Source organism: Marinobacter sp. UBA2688 (genome assembly GCF_002352785.1).
GTDB lineage: Bacteria > Pseudomonadota > Gammaproteobacteria > Pseudomonadales > Oleiphilaceae > Marinobacter > Marinobacter salarius.
Genome location: NZ_DELU01000007.1, coordinates 24,577 through 43,688, shown reverse-complemented (window position 1 = coordinate 43,688; position 19,112 = coordinate 24,577). Strand labels below are relative to the sequence as shown.

Below are 19,112 nucleotides of genomic sequence, written 5' to 3'. Positions count from 1 at the left end.
AACAAGGATGTGTTGAATGATCGATATAAAACACCACGGAGCGGTGTCAGGTGTAACCGGTTCTTGCCACGAGTTGGTCGTTGGCAGTTCCGGTATTCTGATTGATTGCGGCCTGTTCCAGGGTGCGGAAGCCGGTAACGGCGCGAGTGCGTCGAATCTCGCCATTGATTTCTCCATTAGCCATATCCGTGCGCTGGTGGTTACCCATGTGCACATCGACCACGTCGGTCGCATTCCCTATCTTCTGGCTGCCGGGTTTGACGGGCCGATTATCTGTTCGGAGCCATCGGCCATTATGTTGCCGGAGATTCTTGAGGATGCCCTGAAGATTGGCTTCACCCGGGACCGGTCCCTGATTGAGAAGGTGCTTGGGTTGATTCGATCCCGTCTTGTGCCGGTGCCCTACGAGCAATGGCATTCGGTGTTCGATGGCAAGGATGAGTCGCTTTCCGTTCGGTTGCAGAGGGCCGGGCATATTCTTGGTTCGGCTTATGTGGAGTGCGAAGCGGAGAGCGATGGTGAGTTCGAGCGTGTCGTGTTCAGTGGTGATCTTGGGGCTTCCCATGCGCCACTGTTGCCTGAGCCACAGCCGCCGGAGCGTGCTGACAGGTTGGTGATTGAAAGCACCTACGGCGATAAGGACCACGAGAGCCGGGAAGAGCGTCGTTATCGTCTCAAGGCGGTGCTGGAGCACGCCCTTGAGGACGGCGGGACGGTTCTGGTGCCGGCGTTCAGTATTGGGCGTACTCAGGATCTGCTGTATGAAATTGAAAGTCTGATTCATGAGTTCGGCAGCGATGAAGTCGGGCCGGACTTGCCTTGGCGGGATCTCGAGATCGTTGTGGACTCGCCTCTGGCCGCCAATTTTACCCGTATCTACCGGGACCTCAAGCCTTTCTGGGACGCTGAAGCCACCGAATTGGTCAGTCAGGGCAGGCACCCGCTCTCGTTCGAACAACTTACGCTGATCAACAGCCATGAAGACCACCTCAATGCCGTGGATTATCTGGCAAAGTCACACCGCCCCTGCGTGGTGCTTGCTGGCTCTGGCATGTGTGCAGGGGGCAGGGTGGTGAACTACCTGAAGGCTATGCTGGCGGATGAACGCAACGATGTGTTGTTCGTGGGCTATCAGGCCAAGGGCACGCCGGGCAGGGATATTCTCGCCTGTGGGCCTCGTGGTGGCTGGGTGGAGTTTGACGACCAGCGTTACGAGATTCGCGCCCGGGTTCATCAAGTGGGTGGTTACTCCGCCCATGCGGGGCAATCCGATTTGCTGCGGTTCGTAAGCGGAATTGAGTCGCCACCAACGGAGATCAGGATTGTGCATGGTGATGCGAAAGCCAAAGAATCGTTGAAAAGCCAATTTCATTCCGCCGGACTAACGGGGATAATGATCCCTGGTTTGGCGTAAACCAGTTATTTGTAAAAAAAGGATTGTTGGAATCATGAAAAAGATCGCCGTCGTCGGCCTGGGATATGTCGGTTTGCCTTTGGCCGCCGCATTTGGGGAAAAGCGGGACGTTGTTGGTTTTGATATCAACGTAAAGCGAATAGCCGAACTAAAAGATGGCGTGGATTTTACCCGTGAGGTTTCCCGCGAAGAGCTGGCTGCTTCAAAAGGGTTGTCGTTTGCCGACTCCCTGGACGGCATTCGCGATTGTCAGATCTATATTGTGACGGTTCCCACACCAATTGATGAATTCAAATCCCCGGATTTAACACCGCTGGTCAAGGCCAGTGAGAGCGTGGGTAGCGTCCTCAAACGCGGCGATATTGTTATTTATGAGTCCACGGTTTACCCCGGTGCCACGGAAGAAGTCTGTGTCCCTATTCTGGAAAAAGTATCCGGCCTTGCTTTCAATCAGGACTTCCACGCCGGTTACAGCCCCGAGCGGATTAACCCGGGTGATAAAGAACATCGTATTGCCACGATTAAGAAGGTAACTTCTGGCTCCACGCCGGCCATCGCCGATGAAGTGGACGCGCTTTATGCCGGTATTATTACCGCTGGTACTCACAAGGCCAGTTCCATTAAGGTGGCCGAGGCCGCCAAGGTGATTGAGAATACCCAGCGTGATTTGAATATTGCGCTAATGAATGAGTTATCAATGATTTTTTCCAAGCTTAAAATTGATACTCACGAAGTGATTGCTGCCGCATCGACCAAGTGGAATTTCCTCCCGTTCAAACCGGGATTGGTTGGCGGGCACTGTATTGGCGTGGACCCTTACTACCTGACTCACAAGGCCCAGGCCATTGGCTATCATCCGGAAATTATCCTGTCGGGCCGCCGAGTGAACGACAACATGGGCCCGTATGCCGCGTCTGAATTGGTGAAGGCCATGATCAAGGCCGGACATACGGTTGCCAACGCTCGAGTGTTGATCATGGGCTTTACGTTTAAGGAGAACTGCCCCGATTTACGTAATACTCGCGTTATTGATGTGGTTAAGGAGTTGTCTGAATTTGGTTGCAAGGTGGATGTAACGGATTGCTGGGCCGACAATGAAGAGGCTGAGCACGAATACGGAATTACATTGAACCAGAATCCGGAGAAAGCCCAGTATGATGCGGTGCTTCTGGCAGTGCCACATAGGGAGTATGTGGCGCGTTCGTCCCATAATCTACGCGAGTATATGAAAGACAATGGGGTTCTGTTTGATCTGAAAGGTGTATTGCCACTGGGTGAAGCTGATTTGCGTTTATAAACGCTTCGGCTATTTAAATAAAAAAACCAGCCTGCGGGCTGGTTTTTTTTGGTTACTTTTCCGTAAATGAATTACTTTGCCATGGTCTGTTTTATGGATTACTATTTCTTGTGACTTTCAGTCATAACCGTCATATTCAAAAATTATCCATTCGCAGGTTCCGTGCTTGGTTGTCTGAACTAATTGCGGCCTTCGAATATCGGCAAATCAATAGCAGTTATTTAAATAAGGGTTTGTATCCATGGCAAAGATTAACGATTACTACCAGAAAAAACAGCTTATGGAAAAGCTCTCTGAAGAACTGGCGAAACTGGAGCAGGACCAGGCGCTGAAAAGCGAGCTTGAGTTTGAAAACAAGGTTCGCGACCTGATGAAGAAGTATGACAAGTCGCCAAAAGACGTTCTGCAGATTCTGGGCGCCATTGATCCGTCCATTTCAGGCGCCAAGGCCGACACAGCCAGCGGCAGCCGCCCCAAACGCCCCATGAAGACCTACAAGAACCCGAACACCGGTGAAGTGGTCAAGACGCGTGGTGGGAACCACAAGGTATTGAACGAGTGGCGCCAGAAGCATGGAAAAGAAACTGTGCAGAGCTGGCAGCAGGACTGATTGAGTCGTTTTTAACGTGGTGTCGGATTACGGCTTTGCGTAATCCGACCTACGATTGCTCCCCGAATACCACCACACGGTTTCTTCCTCCTTCCTTGGCGGCGTACAACGCTTCATCCGCCTGCTGTAACCACTGCATATGATTCTCCGGCCTATCCGTTAAGGGGGCGATGCCAATGCTGACGGTGTACTGGATCGGCGCTGCCGTGGTTTGAACCGTGCTGTTCTGTATGGCTTCCCTTATGCGCTCGCAAATCACCCTGGCGCCTTCGGCATCGGTTTCCGGCAGGATGATGCCGAATTCCTCGCCACCATAGCGGCCGGGGCTGTCTGACTGGCGCAGGTTGTCTTTCATAACCTTGGCGGTGTACTTGATGACTTCGTCACCCGCCAGGTGGCCGTAGGTATCGTTCACCGCTTTGAAGTGGTCTATGTCGAACATGATCAGGCAGGTGTTGTGACCATAACGACGGTAGCGTTCGTATTCGGCGTCGATCAGGTTTTCCCAGGTACCACGGTTGAGCAGACCGGTCAGGCGGTCGGTCATGCTCAGCTTGGCCAGTTGTTCGTTGGCGGTTTCCAGTGCCCGTTTGCTGGTGGCGATGTCGGTGACGTCGTAGACCATCAGGCAGATTTTCTCGACCTGGCCGTCTGGCCCGGAGAGGGGGCTGATGGTCAGATTCTGGTACATGAAGTCTTCGGTGCCGGTTATCGGGCGTGTGTTGCGAAAGCGGAACAGGTAAGGGCGCTGTTCCCAGGAGGTGAATGCCCGGGTGTTTAGCATGGCGACTGAGTCGACCTTGCGGGTCAGCCATGCTTTGGGGATGTCCGGGAACACGTCAAACAGAACCTGCTCGCGAATCTTGCTGGCGGTGATGCCGCTATGGTGTTCCATGAAACCATTCCAGGCCTGCACGCGGAAGTCCAGGTCCAGAACCACCAGGCCGACTTCCACCGATTCCAGCATGTCCACCAGCCAGTGGAAGGTGCTTGCTCCGATCTCTTTAATGGCCATGGTTAATCCACCAGGTACTGTAGTCGTTGTTCAAGGAAGGGCACTGAATCTTCTGTCAGCAGTACCAGCATGTCGCAACTGATCTCCCGGTCTTCCAGTTCATAGCTGATTTCAATACACAGCAGCTTTTCGTGGCGAGTACTGTGGTGTTCCAGCAGGTCTCCGATCTGTCGATGCTGGCCCAGGACGGTTGGGTGACCAAGACCGAGTTTAAGATCCAGCTGGTCGCCAATGCCTTTGAGGAAGGCGCCAAACAGGATGCTGGACATGTCCATGAGCACCTCTACCTGAATGCTTTCGGTGTCCATGTCCTCGTAATGGAGCAGTTCGGCCATGTCATTGAAGCTGGCGTCAGCAAACAACAGAAGTGCTTCACCTGCAACGCCTGCGCCGGTGAATCCCTGGCAGACAGCGGAGTAGCTGCTGTCGGCCTGGGCGGCCGAAATCGCCATGCTGAGCTCCGAGCGAGCAATCATTTCCACCCGGGGGATGGGCTGTTTGACGAATACCCGCAGCAGTCTTGCCAGCAAGTCGGACGAACGGCCCATGGCAACGTTGGCGATCTCCTGGAGATAGTCGTTCAGGCTAATCGGTGCGCTGGTTGAAGTGGTGTTGGTCGTATCGGACGCAGCGCTCTGCTCGTGTTCTTCAACCAGATCCTCAGGGCGCAGAAAACCGTAGTCCTGCAGCAGCTTTAAAACCAGGTCGGTGTCCGTAGGCTTTTTTATGAATTCGATGGCGCCGAGCTTGCGGACTCGAGCCCGCGCTTCTGGTTGGATGTCGCCGGAAACGACGATCGTCAACACGGGGAGATCCTCTTTCCTGATGGCGTCCAGAACCTCGTAGCCATCCATTTCCGGCATATTGAGGTCCAGAAACAGCAATTCGCCGGCACCGGCGCGGAGCTTTTCCAGAGCATTGCGGCCATCAAATGCGAAGGTAACTTCAGCGTTCCAGTTTTTGGGTAAAGCGCGCGCCATTTGTTTTCGGGCGAGAGAGGAATCGTCGCAGATAAGAACGCGGGTGGTCATGGGGGCTCCGTTTATTATTTAACCCCAGTATAGCAGTGCCTGAAGTGAATTCTATGCCCTGTGAACTATCTCACTCTATTGGCTCGGCAGCCTGGGATATAGTGCTCCTGCAGTCATAATAAGAATTGATTCAGAGACACAACACTATGAGACAGGATGCTTGTTGGTATGCTGTCCCTCTCACCATCTGTCTGGGTATGTCGCCTGTTGCCCTGGCAGAGTTGGAGCCTATTTCCGAACAGGAAATGAGCCAGGTGCAAGGGCAGGCAATGATGACGGTGGATCATGTGGATGGAGTAAACCACCGGTTTACCCGCGTGACACTGGGCGTGGACGCAGAAACCCGGCTGAACGCCGATGGTGTGGTGATGGGCGGGGATGATTCTGGCGCCGATCTCGATATCAAGAATTTCGCGCTCGGCCACTACGTGCGCGACGACACTCGTGTCCAGATCGACGGCAACACCTACAACGTGGACGAGGTGGTTCCGTTTGAGGGTGTTGAACCCTATCTTGAACTGGCTGAACGGGATGGTCAGCTCTCCGGTTTCCGCTTTGGTCTGAACCAGGCTCGGGGCACGCTTTCTGGCGAGATCGCCAGCTTCAGTGGCAACCTGAACCTGAAAATCAACGATGCAGACGGCAACCCGGTGGACGCCATGCTGTTCGATGATGCAGGAGTGGCCACCAATCACCGAGCAACCCAGATCGGTCTGGCGGGTGAAGACGGAACCTGCAGTCAATGTGTGCCGCTGACCAATCTGCTGTCCATGGATATTGGTGTGGACAATGGCGATGGCACGGTTGGCTTTACGGAAGACCTGTTCCTGGCGTTCCAGCGTGAGTCTGTGGACTGGCAGGACCTGGGAGGCCCTGGCGCCATTCAGGGGCCTGAAGGCGTGTTCCTGAATCTGCCCACCAGCATGACGCTGGACATGCAGACACTGCAGAACGGTGTTCAGCGGGAGCGCACGCATTACGTGGATCGCGGTACCGGGATGTTTTGATTACACTACCCTGCATTCGACCGATTCACGCAATGCAGGAGTTCTCTCGGTGATCCGTTCTTTCTACTGGCACGACTACGAAACCTTTGGTGTCGACCCCGTACACGATCGTCCCTCCCAGTTTGCCGGGGTGCGCACCGATGCAGATCTGAACATCATCGAAGACCCGCTGATTATCTACTGCGCACCGGCTGACGACTACGTGCCCTCGCCAGAAGCCTGCCTGATTACCGGCATTACCCCACAAAAGGCATTGGAAGACGGTTTTCCCGAGGCGGAGTTTATCGCACAGGTCAACGAGGCCTTCAGCCAGCCCGGCACTTGCGCCGTGGGTTACAATAGCCTGCGCTTCGATGACGAAGTGTCCCGCCATACCCTGTACCGTAACCTTCGTGACCCTTATGCCAGAGAATGGCAGAACGGCAATTCCCGCTGGGATATCATCGACATGGTGCGCCTGACCTACGCGTTGCGACCAGAGGGTATTCAATGGCCAAAGAAGGAAGACGGCAGCCCCAGTTTCAAGTTGGAAGAACTCACGGTCGCCAACGGCATTGCCCATGAAGCCGCTCACGATGCTCTGTCGGATGTAGAGGCTACCATCGCGGTGGCAAAGCTGATCAAGGAAAAGCAGCCAAAGCTGTTTGAGTTTGTGCTGCAAAACAAGGACAAGCACTCCGCCCGCGCCATGCTGGATACTGCCAGTATGAAGCCAGTGTTCCACATTTCCGCAAAGTACCCGGCCACCCGTGGTTGCTGCGCAATGGTGGCGCCATTGGCTGATCACCCCACCAACAAGAACCTGGTGATCGTGTACGACCTGCGCGAAGACCCAAGCGAGTTGATTTACGCTACGCCTGAGCAGATCCGTGAGCGGGTATTTACTTCCCAGGCGGAGTTAGGGGAGGGCACCAGCCGTTTTCCACTCAAAGGCGTGCAACTGAACAAGTGCCCGGTACTGGCCCCCGCCACCATGCTGAAATCCCTCTCTGAGGAGCGGCTTGCCGAGCTGGAACTGGACGGCGACAAGCTGCGTGAGCACCTGGCCATTTTGCGCAAGGCGCCGGATCTGCCAGCCCGAATCGCTCAGGCCTTCGATCACCCCCATGAAGGTGACCTGACGGATCCGGACGAACAGCTTTACGCTGGCGGTTTTATCAGCAAAACCGACCGCGAGAAGCTCAACTGGCTATTGCAACAGCCGGTAGAAACCCTGGGAGAGCAGGAAGTACGGTTTGAGGATGGTCGTCTGGAAGAAATGGTGTTTCGCTATCGCGCCAGGAATTACCCCAATACGCTGATATCCGAAGAGCAGGAGAAGTGGGAAGTCTTTCGTCAGCAGCGGCTGATGCAGCCCAAGAAAGGGTGGCGGTCTCTGGAGGAGTTCTTCAAGATTTTGCAGAATCTTGCCGCTGATCCGGAGCTTACGCCGGAAAAGCGGCATGTTCTGGAAGAGCTTCACCTCTATGGTGAATCCCTGATTCCTTACGTCTAGCGCCGGCGCTGGAAGTACACGGACAGGCCTTGACCCATCAAGCTTTGCACCTCGCTTCCCAGAGCCTCAGCCTGGATCTGTTTCTGTACAGGCTTGGTGGCGAGGCTGTGGCCGTCGGTGTCCCGGGCTTTTGCCAGTTTCCAGTCCACTTCGTTGCTGAGCAGCGCCATCAGCTCTTTTAGCTGCCTGGAATCCTGCTCACTGAACCAACGGTCGCGGCAGCCACCCAGGCCGTAGAAGTCGGTTTCGGCAACCAAGGATTGCCACATCGGATCCTGCCGATTGGTCAGTACCATCCGTCGGAGTTGACGCAGGGCCGTACGTGTCGGTTTGAGGTCGTGTTGGGAGATCAGGCGGCGGATCTGTTTGTCGCCATCGGTCTGTTCGTTGACGGCGGTGTGCATATGGACAACAGCACCGTTGCCGGTCGCTGAACTCACCAGGGCTGCGAGGGACACCTCGGTCATGCTTGTTGACGGCAGGCGCCCGATTTCGATCCAGTGCACCTTGTGGTCATCGGCGACGAATTGCTGGGCGATGGACCAGGGCCAGAACACGATGTTGCTGATGCCCATCTCGCCCGCGAGTCGCGTTGCCTTGGCAACGTTGGCCAGGGATTCATCCACGGCGATTACTTCCACGTCTTTCAGGTAGTGCGCCAGTTCCATGGCGCGCTGGCCGGACTGGGCGCCACACACCATGATTCGGATCGTTTCCGGCAATTGCTCGGTACTCATGCCCAGCTCGGTCGCCATTATGGCTTTCAGGCTGGTTTCGGAGCGATAGGCAAGTTTCGACCAGTTGGGCCAGGCCTGGGGCACATCGGTTTTCTCCAGACAAAGCTCGGCTGATTTCTCGTCGAAATTCTGTTTGATGGCCTCTTCCGACGCGCGGTTATAGTAGCTCGCGGCCATCATCCCCTGCATGGCAACCGGCCAGTCCACCAGGTTCCAGCGGCCAAGGTGTACAGCATACTTCTGATGGAACAGAGCGCCGTACATGGCACTGATGATCAGCGAACCGATCATGCCATCCTGTTGCTCGCCCATGGCAAGTTGGGCGCAAATGCTGTCGTTGATGGCTGAGGCCAGCCGTTCTTCGTCGTCCTCCGCGGTCAGGGCGTAACCGGTGCGATCGGCGTAGACCGCCAGGGCCAGTGCCAGCGGTTGAAGTTCGTCCCGCAGTTCAACAGTCTGTGCGACTTCCGCGATAATCGCCCGGCGCAGCAGGGTGGCCAGCTCTTCCACGGCTGGGTCTGGCATCAGGGTTTTTTCCAGTGCCAGGATCAGCAGTTCGTCCTCGCTGGCGGCGTCCAGAGCGACTTGAGCATTCGGGTTTTCCAGATCGTATTGCTGGCGGATGATGGCGCCTACGAAACGGCCGATTTCCTGGTGGGGCAGGCCGTCATGTCGCAGCAAAAGGATAGCGTCGCGGGCCAGTTTGGTGTCAGCCCTTTTCACATCCAGATGCTCCGCACAGGTCAGCATGCCACTATAGATAGACGGCCATTCCAGGCCCATTTCCAGCAGTTTGCGGTAGTGCAGGTAGGCTACGTCGAACTGGCCCTGAAGGCGCTTGGCATGGGCGACTCCGCCGAAAGCGGCGGCGGATTGCCGGTCCATTTCCAGGGCCTGGATGAAATACTGCTCCGCCAGGGCCGGGCGCTCGGACTTGATTGCCCAGTAGCCCAGGTTGGTGAACTGCTGGGGCTGTGCCGGGTCATGGCTCAAGCTGTCCGTGAACAGGGTGTGTGCCTTATCAAGTGCCCCTTCGTCCATTTCCACACGCCCCATCAAGCCCAGCGCGCCTGCGTTACCGGGTTCCTGCGCCAGAACCTCATTCAGGTAGTCACGGCATTCCTGCCGCGCCTTGAGACGCTGAACCAGCGATGTCGGGCTGTTTGACTCGGCATAAGCCAGGTTTGCCTGCAGCAGTAGCCGTGCAATGTGGGCTTTTTGTGCGTCTGTGGCATGGATGTTGTGCTGTGCTTGCATGGGGCTACCCCTTTGACTCTGTGACGAAACCCGATTAACCCTGCAGCAACTGCAGAACCTGCTGTGGCCTTGCGTTGGCCTGGGCCAATACCGACAAGCCGGCCTGCTGCAGCACCTGGGTGCGGGCGAGTTCTGCGGATTCGGCGGCAAAGTCTGCATCACGAATCCGTGAACGCGCGGCCGACAGGTTCTCAGAGGTCGTGCTCAGGTTGGCAATGGTCGACTCGAGTCGATTCTGGGCAGCGCCCAGGTCGGCACGAATGCCACTGATGGTTTCCAATGCCGCATCCACAACTGCGAGTGCGCTGGTTGCGCCGTCAACGGTGCTTATATCGATACCTGCCACTTCTTCAGGCGTAGAGCCGGCGGCGGTATTCTGTGCACTGTTCAGGACGCTGCCTGCGGCCAGGGTGGCGTCAGACGTCGCGGCGAAGCTAACGGACGAGTCCAGCGTCAACTCACCGGCAATCCGTGTGGCATTAGCGCCACCACTTGTCAGTTCGATGGCGCTCGGGTCGCCGCTACCCTGTACCGCCAACTGTTGAGAGCCGGCAGCGGTAAAGTCTTCGATAGTGATGTCTTTACCCTGTTCCTGAATCAGCGTGATACTGCCGTCGTTAGCAACTTCCGCGGTAATGCCGGTCTTACCAGACGCGGCGTTCACCTCACGTGCAATCGCTGAGAGGTCGTTTGCATCGGTGATCTGCGCGGAAATGGTCGCTGAGCTGCTCCCATTGGAAAGGGTGAGCGACACGGTTTGAGGCACGGCGATTGGCGTGGTAGCGGTGTTGCTCAGGGTCGCCGATGTTCTTGCCGTCGCGTTCACACCCGTCGTGGCACCGATGTCGTTGATGGCTGCGGCGATGTCTTCTGCCGTGTCACCTGCTGTAATGGGCACCACCTGGCTGTCCAACGAGCTGGAAATGGTGAGATTCTGCGTGGCGATCGTGTTTTGTGCGGGTAACGTCGCATTCGCTGCGGTTGTTGAACCGGTGCCCTGGTTCAGGGTTGCGTTGGCCGCGTCGAGCGTGTTGTTGGCCAGGTCGGCGGTTCGGGCGCCTTCGATGGAAACGGCGATGCTCTGGTTTTCATTGGCGCCAGCCTGGAATTTTTGGGCCTGGAAGGTGCCGTCCAGGAGTTTCAGCCCGTTGAACTCGGTGGTAGTGGCAATGCGCTCCAGCTCGCCTTTTAGCTGGTTTACTTCGGACTGCAGGGCCTTCCTGTCAGATGCGGAGTTCGTTGCGTTGGCGGATTGTACCGCCAGTTCCCGAATGCGCTGCAGGATGTTCCCGGATTCGCCCAGCGCGCCTTCAGCAGTCTGAGCCAGAGAAATACCGTCGTTGGCGTTTCGAATGGCCTGGTTGAGGCCTTTGATCTGCGATGTGAATCGCTCAGAGATGGCAAGCCCGGCAGCGTCGTCCTTGGCGGAGTTGATGCGCAGGCCGGATGACAGCCGCTGCAGGGCAACGTTGGAGTCTTCCTGTGAAGTGTTCAGGTTTCGCTGAGCATTCAGCGACGCGATATTGGTGTTGATGATCTGAGGCATAACATTTCTCCCTGCTCAGAGATGCCGGTAACCCGGTGCCCGATCAAAATGGACGCCTTGCCGGCGGAAGTTCATTTAATTGCCGTTTTGCAGGGAGGTAAGCGAAGGTTGTGCCAGTTTCGGAGTTTTGTTTTTAAGATATTGATTAGTATTGGTTTTATTGGTCGTTTTGATGTTTGGGGCATGAATCCAATCGTCAGCATATAGCGGTATAAGGAAGACTATTGCCGCTTTTACATTCCCTTACAAAATACCGTTAATTTTTTCTAAAGGTACGGACGGGGGCGCCGTTAAGCGCAATAACAGGGAGGCGCTCCCAAACTGAAAATGGGCGCCATTCCTTTTCCATGAAATAACGACATATGTCGAAGGAGAAGCAATATGGCTCTCGGTATTAACACTAACGTTGCGTCACTGTCAGCTCAGAACCAGCTGAACAAATCCCAGGAGCTTTCTAACCAAGCTCTGGAGCGTCTGTCTTCCGGCCTGCGTATCAACTCCGCCAAGGACGATGCTGCTGGCCTTGCAATTTCGACCCGTTTTCAGTCCCAGATCTCTGGTCTGAACGTTGCGCAGCGTAACGCCAACGACGGTATTTCTCTGGCTCAGACTGCTGAAGGTGCTCTGGAAGAAACCACCAACATCCTGCAGCGTATCCGTGAGCTGTCTGTTCAGTCGGCCAACTCTACCAACTCTTCTTCTGACCGCTCTGCACTTCAGGGCGAAGTAAACCAGCTGAAGCAAGAGCTTGACCGTATTGCCGGTACTACCCAGTTCAACGGCCTCAACCTTCTGGATGGCAGCTTCACTGCTCAGTCATTCCAGGTTGGTGCCAACGCTAACCAGACCATCTCAGTATCCGTGACCGGTGCTCGTGGTGCCGACCTTGGTAACAACACCGTATCCGGTGAAAGTGATACCACTGTCAGCCAGGGCACAGGTTCTGTTGCGGTAGCTGCGGCTGATGTGGCAACGGTTGCCAACAACACCATTGCTACACAGAACATCACCGTTTCTGGAACTGAAGGCTCTGAGGTCATTGGTATTACCCAAGGCGATACTGCAGAAGCGATTGCAGCTGCTGTTAACGCTGAAACCGGCACGACTGGTGTAACGGCCACCGCATCGACCACGGCAACCCTCGCTGGTCTGTCTGACGATGGTACGGTTTCCTTCACGCTTGGTAGTGGTGGCGATACAGCGACCATCTCCGCAGCGGTAACTACCACTGACCTGGGTGCGCTGGCCAAAGCGATCAACGATACCTCAGGCACCACTGGTGTTACGGCTGAAGCAAACGGTGGCGAAATCACACTGACCCAGGCTGATGGTAAAGACATCCGTCTGCAGGACTTTGCCAACTCAGGTAACGCTACCGGTACCGCCACGCTGCAGGGCAGTGGTGATCCAAGTGCGGTTACTTTGACCGCTGGCAGCACTGACAGCACGATTGCTTCTGGTTCTGTTGAGTTCGCTTCATCCGGCGCGTTCTCAGTCAGTTCCTCGGTTGCGGAAACCGCTGGTAGCATTCTGAACGTTGCAGCAGACACCGTGGTTGGTTCTAACCTCCAGTCAGTGTCTTCTATCGACATCGGTACTGTTGCAGGCGCTAACAGCGCAATCGAGATTGCAGATGCGGCTCTTGAGCAGATCAGTGGTATCCGCGCCGACCTGGGTGCTGCCCAGAACCGGTTTGAATCCACAATCGCCAACCTGAGCACAACTGCCGAAAACCTGTCGGCCGCTAACAGCCGGATTCTGGATGCAGACTTCGCATCTGAAACTGCTAAGCTGTCCAAGGCGCAGGTTCTCCAGCAGGCTGGTATCTCTGTACTGGCGCAGGCGAATGCCCGCCCGCAGCAGGTTCTGTCCCTCCTGCAGTAACAGGGGCATAACGGCAAGGCCGGGGTCTTTGGGCCCCGGTTTACTGCTGTATGAGGATAGCGAGGTGAGCTATGAATGGCGTTAACCTGAATGGCCCGGATTTGAAGCTGATTCGTTCCAGCGAGCAAGCTCCGGCTCGGGCAATTTCGTCATCTCAGGCCGAAGGCAGGAATGCCTCCGCCCTGACTGCACCTTCATCACCTGGTCTTGCTGAGCGTTCGGAGTTGTTGTCCGGGGCTCAGGAACTTTCGAAAGCTGAGAGGCTCGAAAGGCGCAGTGAGGCACAGAAAGAGAAATTGGATGATGCCGTGTCTCAACTGAACGATTTCGTTCAGACGGTCCAGAGGGATTTGCAGTTTGAAGTGGATAACGAGCGGGGACAGACGATCGTCAAGGTCGTCGATCAGTCCACCCAAGAGGTTATTCGGCAAATTCCGGATGAAGTTGCGTTGAGGTTGGCAGAAAACTTGCAGCAGGATGAACCGCTGACGTTATTCAACACGAAGGTCTAGAGTTTGCCGCTCTTGGCCTGACGTTGAAAACGGTTGTTCAGCACCGCCGCACCCGAAAGGGGCCGGCGGTGTTTTGCTTACATGTGGTTACAAAATTGGTCGGTAGAAAAGGCAAAGTTTTGCCGCTTCAGGCCGATATATGGAATAGCATTGGAAATTGCCCTCCTGAGGAGGCACATACTATGGCAAATATATCATCGTTGGGTATCGGGTCTGGTGTTCTGACCTCCGAGTTGGTCGATCAGTTGGTGCAAGCGGAACGGGCACCGACGGAAAATCGTTTGGCTCAGAAAACCGAGCGCACCCAGGCGCTGATTTCTGCCTATGGCACGCTTCGCAGTGCAGTAACAGAGCTGCGCCTTCCAATGCGGCAATTGAGTGCTCCAGATAATCTCAAAGCCTTTTCTGCAACGTCGTCCAACGAAGACGTTGCTGTGTCTGTGGACAGCTCCAAGGCTAACCGCGGTACTTACAGTGTCGATGTGACAAGTCTCGCCAGCGCTCAGGCGCTCGCGTCGCGTGATGTATTCGCGGATCGCGACAAGACCAGTGTTGGCCAGGGAACAATGACGCTTTCTGTTGGTGACAACACCACCAATATTGTTATAGACAGCAGTAACGACACGTTGCAGGGCCTGGCAAACGCAATCAACGATTCTGATGCAGGGGTTTCAGCGGGCGTAATCGATACCGGTAGTGGTTTCCAGCTCGTGCTATCGGCAGACGAAACCGGTACGGCAAACGCCGTTAGTATTTCCGTATCGGGCGACAGCGCCGGCACGGATACCGATGCCCAGGGGCTTTCCCGTTTTGCGTTTAACACATCAATGGATGCGGGCGCCGGTCTCAATGAGACAATCGCCGCGTCGGACGCCGTGATGAGTATCAATGGCGTAGAGGTTACCCGTTCTACCAATAGTTTTGAGAACGTCATTGATGGTTTGACATTTGATCTGACTGCCACTGGTACGTCCACGGTTAAGGTTGAACAGGATCTCGGAGCGGTAGCAGACCGTGTCCAGGGCTTTGTCGAGAAATTTAATGGCCTGCAGGAAACCATTGATGCGCTGGCAGGATTCAATGCAGAGAGCGGTAGCGGAAGCCTTCTGACTGGCGATAGCGTTATTCGGGGTATTCAGAACCAACTCCGCCAAGTGCTGACCCGCGTTGTTCCCGGGCTTGAAGACGCAAGTGTCCGAAGTCTGGCGGATGTGGGTATTACCACAAATTTCGAGACTGGCTCTCTGGAATTTGACCGCGAAGAGTTCATGGCGCAGTTAAAGGCTAATCCGGACGATGTCACGGCCTTGTTTGCCGAACAGGGCAGGGCTACCGACAGCCAGGTAGAGTTTGTTCGCAGTGGTGTAAACACCGAACCTGGAACCTATGATATCAACGTGACCCAGGCTGCGACCCAAGGCACGCTTGCCGGGAATGCCGCAGCCACTTTTCCCGTTACTATTGACGGAACAAATGATGAGTTTTCACTGCTGGTTAATGGTGATACCTCCGTTAACCTTCAGCTTACACAGCAGACTTACAACAGTGCACAGGATCTGGTTGACGAGATTCAGGCTCAGCTTAATAGCAACAACGCGCTGAACGCGTCAGATGGGTCCGTTCAGGTGAGCCTGGGGGCTGGGGGTGAGCTGGTTTTCTCTTCCTCCACCTACGGCAGCGAGTCTTCGGTCACCTTGTCGTCCGCTGAAAGCGCGGCTACGTTTGGATTGGATGCCGCCACAAGCACGGATGGCCTCGATGTTGCGGGTACCATTGACGGAAGAACAGCTGAAGGCGAAGGGCAAACACTGTTTCTGGGCGAAAACAGCGGTGCTGCGTCTGGGCTCCAGGTACAAATATTGGGCGATCAGACTGGAAGTCGAGGCTCGATACAATTTATTGAAGGTGTTGGCGAACGTACGGTTGATCTGATCACCAACTTTGTCGGTGCCGATGGTGCAATTGATACCAGAACCGAGAGCCTGAACCGCGATCTGGAGCGAATTCAGGAAAATCAGATTCGGCTGGAAGAGAGAATTACAGCCTATCGAGAGCGCTTGGTGAGTCAATTCACAGCTGCGGATTCATTGATCTCGCAACTGAACAGTACACAGGACTTTGTGAGCCAGCAGCTTGCTGCGCTGGCACCACAGAATAATCGCAATAACAATTGATGTTTATTGCACGAAAAGCGAATAAAGAGGTCACTTATGAACGGTTTACAGGCTTACCAGCGCGTAAACGCCCAAACCAGCATTACGGATGCCGATCCTCACAAGCTGATCCAGCTTCTTTACAACGGAGCGTTGGAACGCATTAACATGGCCAAAGCCAGGATGCAGGCGAAGGATTTTGAGGGCAAAGGCCGATTGATTTCCAAAGCGATTGAAATCATCGGTGGCCTCCGTGGCTTTCTGGATTTCGAGAAGGGTGGCGATCTGGCCGTGCGCCTGGAATCGCTTTATGACTACATGGAGCGGACCCTTTTTGAAGCGAATGCCAAGAATGACGTCGCTAAGCTTGATGAAGTCGCGGACCTTCTGCGCTCAATCAAAGACGGCTGGGATGGCATCCGCGAAGAGGCTACCTCCAAGCAACAGCAGGCTGTCTGAATACGACGTTCTGGTGTGAATACCGTGCATTCTATCCAAGATGCCACCTGGTGCCCTGCCGGGGGCATCCGCGGCCAGTAACGAGGTCGCCCTCTTGCCCCAATAGCCATTCCCCCCGCTGTCCCGTACAATACGCCCCTTATTTTTAATACATCCATTCTGTTCAGTCTGGAGCAAGGGCATGTCTGATATTAAAAAGGTGGTTCTGGCGTATTCCGGTGGCCTGGATACCTCGGTAATCGTTCGCTGGTTGCAGGATACCTATGAGTGTGAGGTGGTGACGTTCACCGCCGACATCGGCCAGGGCGAGGAAGTTGAGCCGGCGCGTGAGAAAGCGAAAGCGCTCGGCGTGAAGGAAATCTACATTGAGGACCTGCGCGAGGAATTCGTTCGTGACTACGTGTTCCCGATGTTCCGCGCCAACACCATCTACGAAGGGGAGTACCTGCTGGGTACCTCCATCGCACGCCCGCTGATCTCCCGTCGTTTGATTGAGATTGCCAACGAAACCGGTGCGGACGCGATTTCCCACGGCGCTACCGGCAAGGGCAATGATCAGGTTCGTTTCGAGTTAGGTGCCTACGCGCTGAAGCCAGGTGTGAAGGTGATTGCACCCTGGCGTGAGTGGGATCTGAATTCCCGTGAGAAGCTGCTGGCTTATTGCGACGAGCGCAACATTCCGGTGGAGAAGAAGAAGGGCAAGAGCCCATACTCCATGGATGCCAACTTGCTGCATATCTCTTATGAAGGCATCAACCTGGAGGATCCCTGGGCGGAAGCCGAGGAAGATATGTGGCGCTGGAGTGTGTCTCCGGAAGCAGCGCCCGACACGCCTTCCTATATCGAAGTGACCTATGAGAAAGGCGATATCGTGGCGATTGATGGCCAGGCCATGAAGCCTCACGAGGTGCTTGAACACCTGAACAAGGTCGCCGGCGAGAACGGGATTGGTCGTCTGGACATTGTTGAGAACCGTTATGTGGGTATGAAATCCCGCGGTTGTTACGAAACTCCGGGCGGCACCATCATGCTGCGCGCCCACCGTGCGATTGAGTCCATCACCCTGGACCGCGAAGTGGCGCACCTGAAGGACAGCATCATGCCGCGTTATGCGGAGGTGATTTACAACGGTTACTGGTGGTCCCCTGAGCGGGAAGCGCTGCAGGCGCTGATCGATCAGACCCAGACTTATGTAAACGGTACCGTGCGCCTGAAGCTCTACAAGGGCAACGTGGATGTGGTTGGGCGTAAGTCTGACGATTCGCTGTTCGATGAGAAGATTGCGACCTTCGAGGAAGACCAGGGCGCCTACGATCAGAAGGATGCTGAAGGCTTTATCAAGCTGAATGCGCTTCGGTTGAGGATTGCGGCTGGCAAGGGTCGCAAGCTTTAAGTGGCCTCCCGTGACGCCCGGAACTCTCCGGGCGTCTTCCCCGTCTCTGCTTTGAACTTTCGGTGAAACGACGTTGTTTCGCTGTACCCCAGCCTCAACGCTATCTCCGGAATGCCCAGTTCGCTGTTCGTCAGAAAATCTTCCGCCATTGCCTGTCTTACCTCGTCCAGCAACTGCTGATACGAAACACCTTCCTGGCTAAGTTTTCTCTGCAGCGTTCGGCTGGTCATGCCCAGATGGTCTGCGACCATGTCCTGGCGGGTGATGCCGTGCATCAACTGTTTGCGAATGCTGTGTTTAACCCGGTTGGTGAGGGCTGTGTCGGTTTCCAGCGTGGCCAGTTGGCTGAGGGCGTGGGCTTCAAGGGTTTTTCGCAGCAGTGGGTCAGGCTGGCGTAGGGGAGTGCCCAGCAGGTCTTTGTGCAGAACAATGGCATCTTCGTTGGAACGAAAACGTACCGGGCAGCCCCAGCGTTCCGTGTAGGCGCTCTCCAACTCCGGCCCGGGGGAAGGGTGTTCGAGGTGTACTTCCACTGGCGAGGCGGCGTTGTTGTCGGCCAGCCAGCGGGCGTAGTTGATCCAGGAGGCGAAGACGTTGTCCACCATCTGGGGGCGAACGACCGGGTCGGTGTAGTTGCAGGCCCAGATCAGTTTGATGTGATCGCCGCTACCCGCAATTTGCGTCGTTCCCATGTCGCCGACCAGTTTCTCGAACGGGGCTATACGAGCTACTGCTTCTCCCAGCGTGGCGGAGCTCATGGTGATATACCCGAGAACACTGTAGGACCCCGGTTGCACGAAGTCACCGGTTTCAAGGCCGAGGATGGGGTTATTGCTTTGTTCACAAAGCAGCCGTATGAATGCCTGGAACTGCTCGCCGTTTATACGCTCGTCGTCGGTCTGGAGAATCGACGCATCAAGCCCGGCGTTGCTGAACAGTGCTGAGGTATCCAGGCCTTGGGCATTGGCGGCGCGGACATATTGTCTTAGGGCTGCTACGGAGGCGGTTCCGAGGGTCTTCATGATTACGGCAACGTCTTGGGGTTATTGTTGCCATCAGTATAACGGAAGCAGAAAAGAAAAAAGCCAGCTAAGAAGCTGGCTTAAAAACAAGGAAAGAACGAAAGTGCCTGAAAAATTCGTTAATTCTGCGGACTTTCCCCATTTGGCGGCGGAGGTACTACTCGGCTCCTCCGCCATGGGGGATACTGCTTAAATCCACAATTTCAGAATAGGGTTTTCGCTCATGGAAGTCTGTTTGTGATGTGTGTCGCAGTGTTACGTAGCGTAATCCGACACTCTT

At 55.3% G+C, this 19,112-nt stretch carries 15 protein-coding genes; 10 read left to right on the top strand and 5 right to left on the bottom strand.

The window, feature by feature from the left end:
• Positions 1–16 precede the first annotated feature (16 nt).
• From B3M52_RS01575 to B3M52_RS01565, 3 genes are all read left to right on the top strand, one after another.
• Positions 17–1,414 (top strand): MBL fold metallo-hydrolase RNA specificity domain-containing protein, encoded by a 1,398-nt coding sequence (locus B3M52_RS01575; RefSeq protein WP_075196463.1) that lies wholly within the window; start codon positions 17–19, stop codon positions 1,412–1,414.
• A 34-nt stretch (positions 1,415–1,448) separates the two neighbouring features.
• Positions 1,449–2,711 (top strand): Vi polysaccharide biosynthesis UDP-N-acetylglucosamine C-6 dehydrogenase TviB, encoded by a 1,263-nt coding sequence (tviB, locus tag B3M52_RS01570; protein ID WP_126812125.1) that lies wholly within the window; start codon positions 1,449–1,451, stop codon positions 2,709–2,711.
• A gap of 241 nt (positions 2,712–2,952) precedes the next feature.
• The gene (locus tag B3M52_RS01565; protein WP_007154106.1) at positions 2,953–3,321 is read left to right on the top strand and encodes a histone-like nucleoid-structuring protein, MvaT/MvaU family; all 369 of its coding nucleotides are present in this window, start codon (positions 2,953–2,955) and stop codon (positions 3,319–3,321) included.
• A gap of 49 nt (positions 3,322–3,370) precedes the next feature.
• Here the strand turns inward: B3M52_RS01565 and B3M52_RS01560 are convergent, their stop codons facing one another.
• Together B3M52_RS01560 and B3M52_RS01555 are read right to left on the bottom strand one after the other, a co-directional pair.
• Positions 3,371–4,336, bottom strand: a complete 966-nt coding sequence (locus B3M52_RS01560) for a sensor domain-containing diguanylate cyclase (RefSeq protein ID WP_075196461.1) — start codon at positions 4,334–4,336, stop codon at positions 3,371–3,373.
• 2 nt (positions 4,337–4,338) lie between these two features.
• Complete coding sequence (locus B3M52_RS01555; protein ID WP_041332458.1) at positions 4,339–5,367, bottom strand: response regulator; 1,029 nt, start codon at positions 5,365–5,367, stop codon at positions 4,339–4,341.
• Positions 5,368–5,513: 146 nt separating this feature from the next.
• On the opposite strand from B3M52_RS01555, the gene B3M52_RS01550 reads away from it, so the two are divergent.
• Both B3M52_RS01550 and sbcB read left to right on the top strand, forming a co-directional pair.
• Entirely contained in the window at positions 5,514–6,374 is an 861-nt protein-coding gene (locus tag B3M52_RS01550) for a hypothetical protein (protein ID WP_036210042.1), read from the top strand.
• Positions 6,375–6,423: 49 nt separating this feature from the next.
• Positions 6,424–7,869: an exodeoxyribonuclease I gene (gene sbcB / locus B3M52_RS01545; protein WP_075196460.1), complete on the top strand. Its 1,446-nt coding sequence runs from the start codon at positions 6,424–6,426 to the stop codon at positions 7,867–7,869.
• On the opposite strand, the gene B3M52_RS01540 is transcribed toward sbcB, so the two are convergent.
• On the bottom strand, positions 7,866–9,863 hold the full coding sequence (locus tag B3M52_RS01540) for a tetratricopeptide repeat protein (RefSeq protein WP_075196459.1): 1,998 nt from the start codon (positions 9,861–9,863) through the stop codon (positions 7,866–7,868). The two genes, sbcB and B3M52_RS01540, sit on opposite strands and share 4 nt — an antisense overlap.
• 34 nt (positions 9,864–9,897) lie before the next feature.
• Complete coding sequence (locus tag B3M52_RS01535; protein WP_075196458.1) at positions 9,898–11,409, bottom strand: flagellin; 1,512 nt, start codon at positions 11,407–11,409, stop codon at positions 9,898–9,900.
• 381 nt (positions 11,410–11,790) lie between these two features.
• On the opposite strand from B3M52_RS01535, the gene B3M52_RS01530 reads away from it, so the two are divergent.
• From B3M52_RS01530 to B3M52_RS01510, 5 genes are all read left to right on the top strand, one after another.
• Entirely contained in the window at positions 11,791–13,293 is a 1,503-nt protein-coding gene (locus tag B3M52_RS01530) for a flagellin (protein WP_007154099.1), read from the top strand.
• A gap of 71 nt (positions 13,294–13,364) precedes the next feature.
• On the top strand, positions 13,365–13,805 hold the full coding sequence (locus tag B3M52_RS01525; RefSeq protein WP_041332462.1) for a flagellar protein FlaG: 441 nt from the start codon (positions 13,365–13,367) through the stop codon (positions 13,803–13,805).
• A 182-nt stretch (positions 13,806–13,987) separates the two neighbouring features.
• The gene (gene fliD, locus B3M52_RS01520; protein WP_075196457.1) at positions 13,988–15,979 is read left to right on the top strand and encodes a flagellar filament capping protein FliD; all 1,992 of its coding nucleotides are present in this window, start codon (positions 13,988–13,990) and stop codon (positions 15,977–15,979) included.
• A 36-nt stretch (positions 15,980–16,015) separates the two neighbouring features.
• A complete protein-coding gene (gene fliS, locus B3M52_RS01515; RefSeq protein ID WP_007154096.1) occupies positions 16,016–16,417 on the top strand; it encodes a flagellar export chaperone FliS in 402 nt (133 codons plus the stop codon).
• Positions 16,418–16,598: 181 nt separating this feature from the next.
• Positions 16,599–17,810, top strand: a complete 1,212-nt coding sequence (locus tag B3M52_RS01510; RefSeq protein ID WP_036210071.1) for an argininosuccinate synthase — start codon at positions 16,599–16,601, stop codon at positions 17,808–17,810.
• Here the strand turns inward: B3M52_RS01510 and B3M52_RS01505 are convergent.
• A complete protein-coding gene (locus B3M52_RS01505; RefSeq protein WP_075196456.1) occupies positions 17,807–18,832 on the bottom strand; it encodes an AraC family transcriptional regulator in 1,026 nt (341 codons plus the stop codon). The genes B3M52_RS01510 and B3M52_RS01505 overlap by 4 nt on opposite strands.
• Positions 18,833–19,112 lie beyond the last annotated feature (280 nt).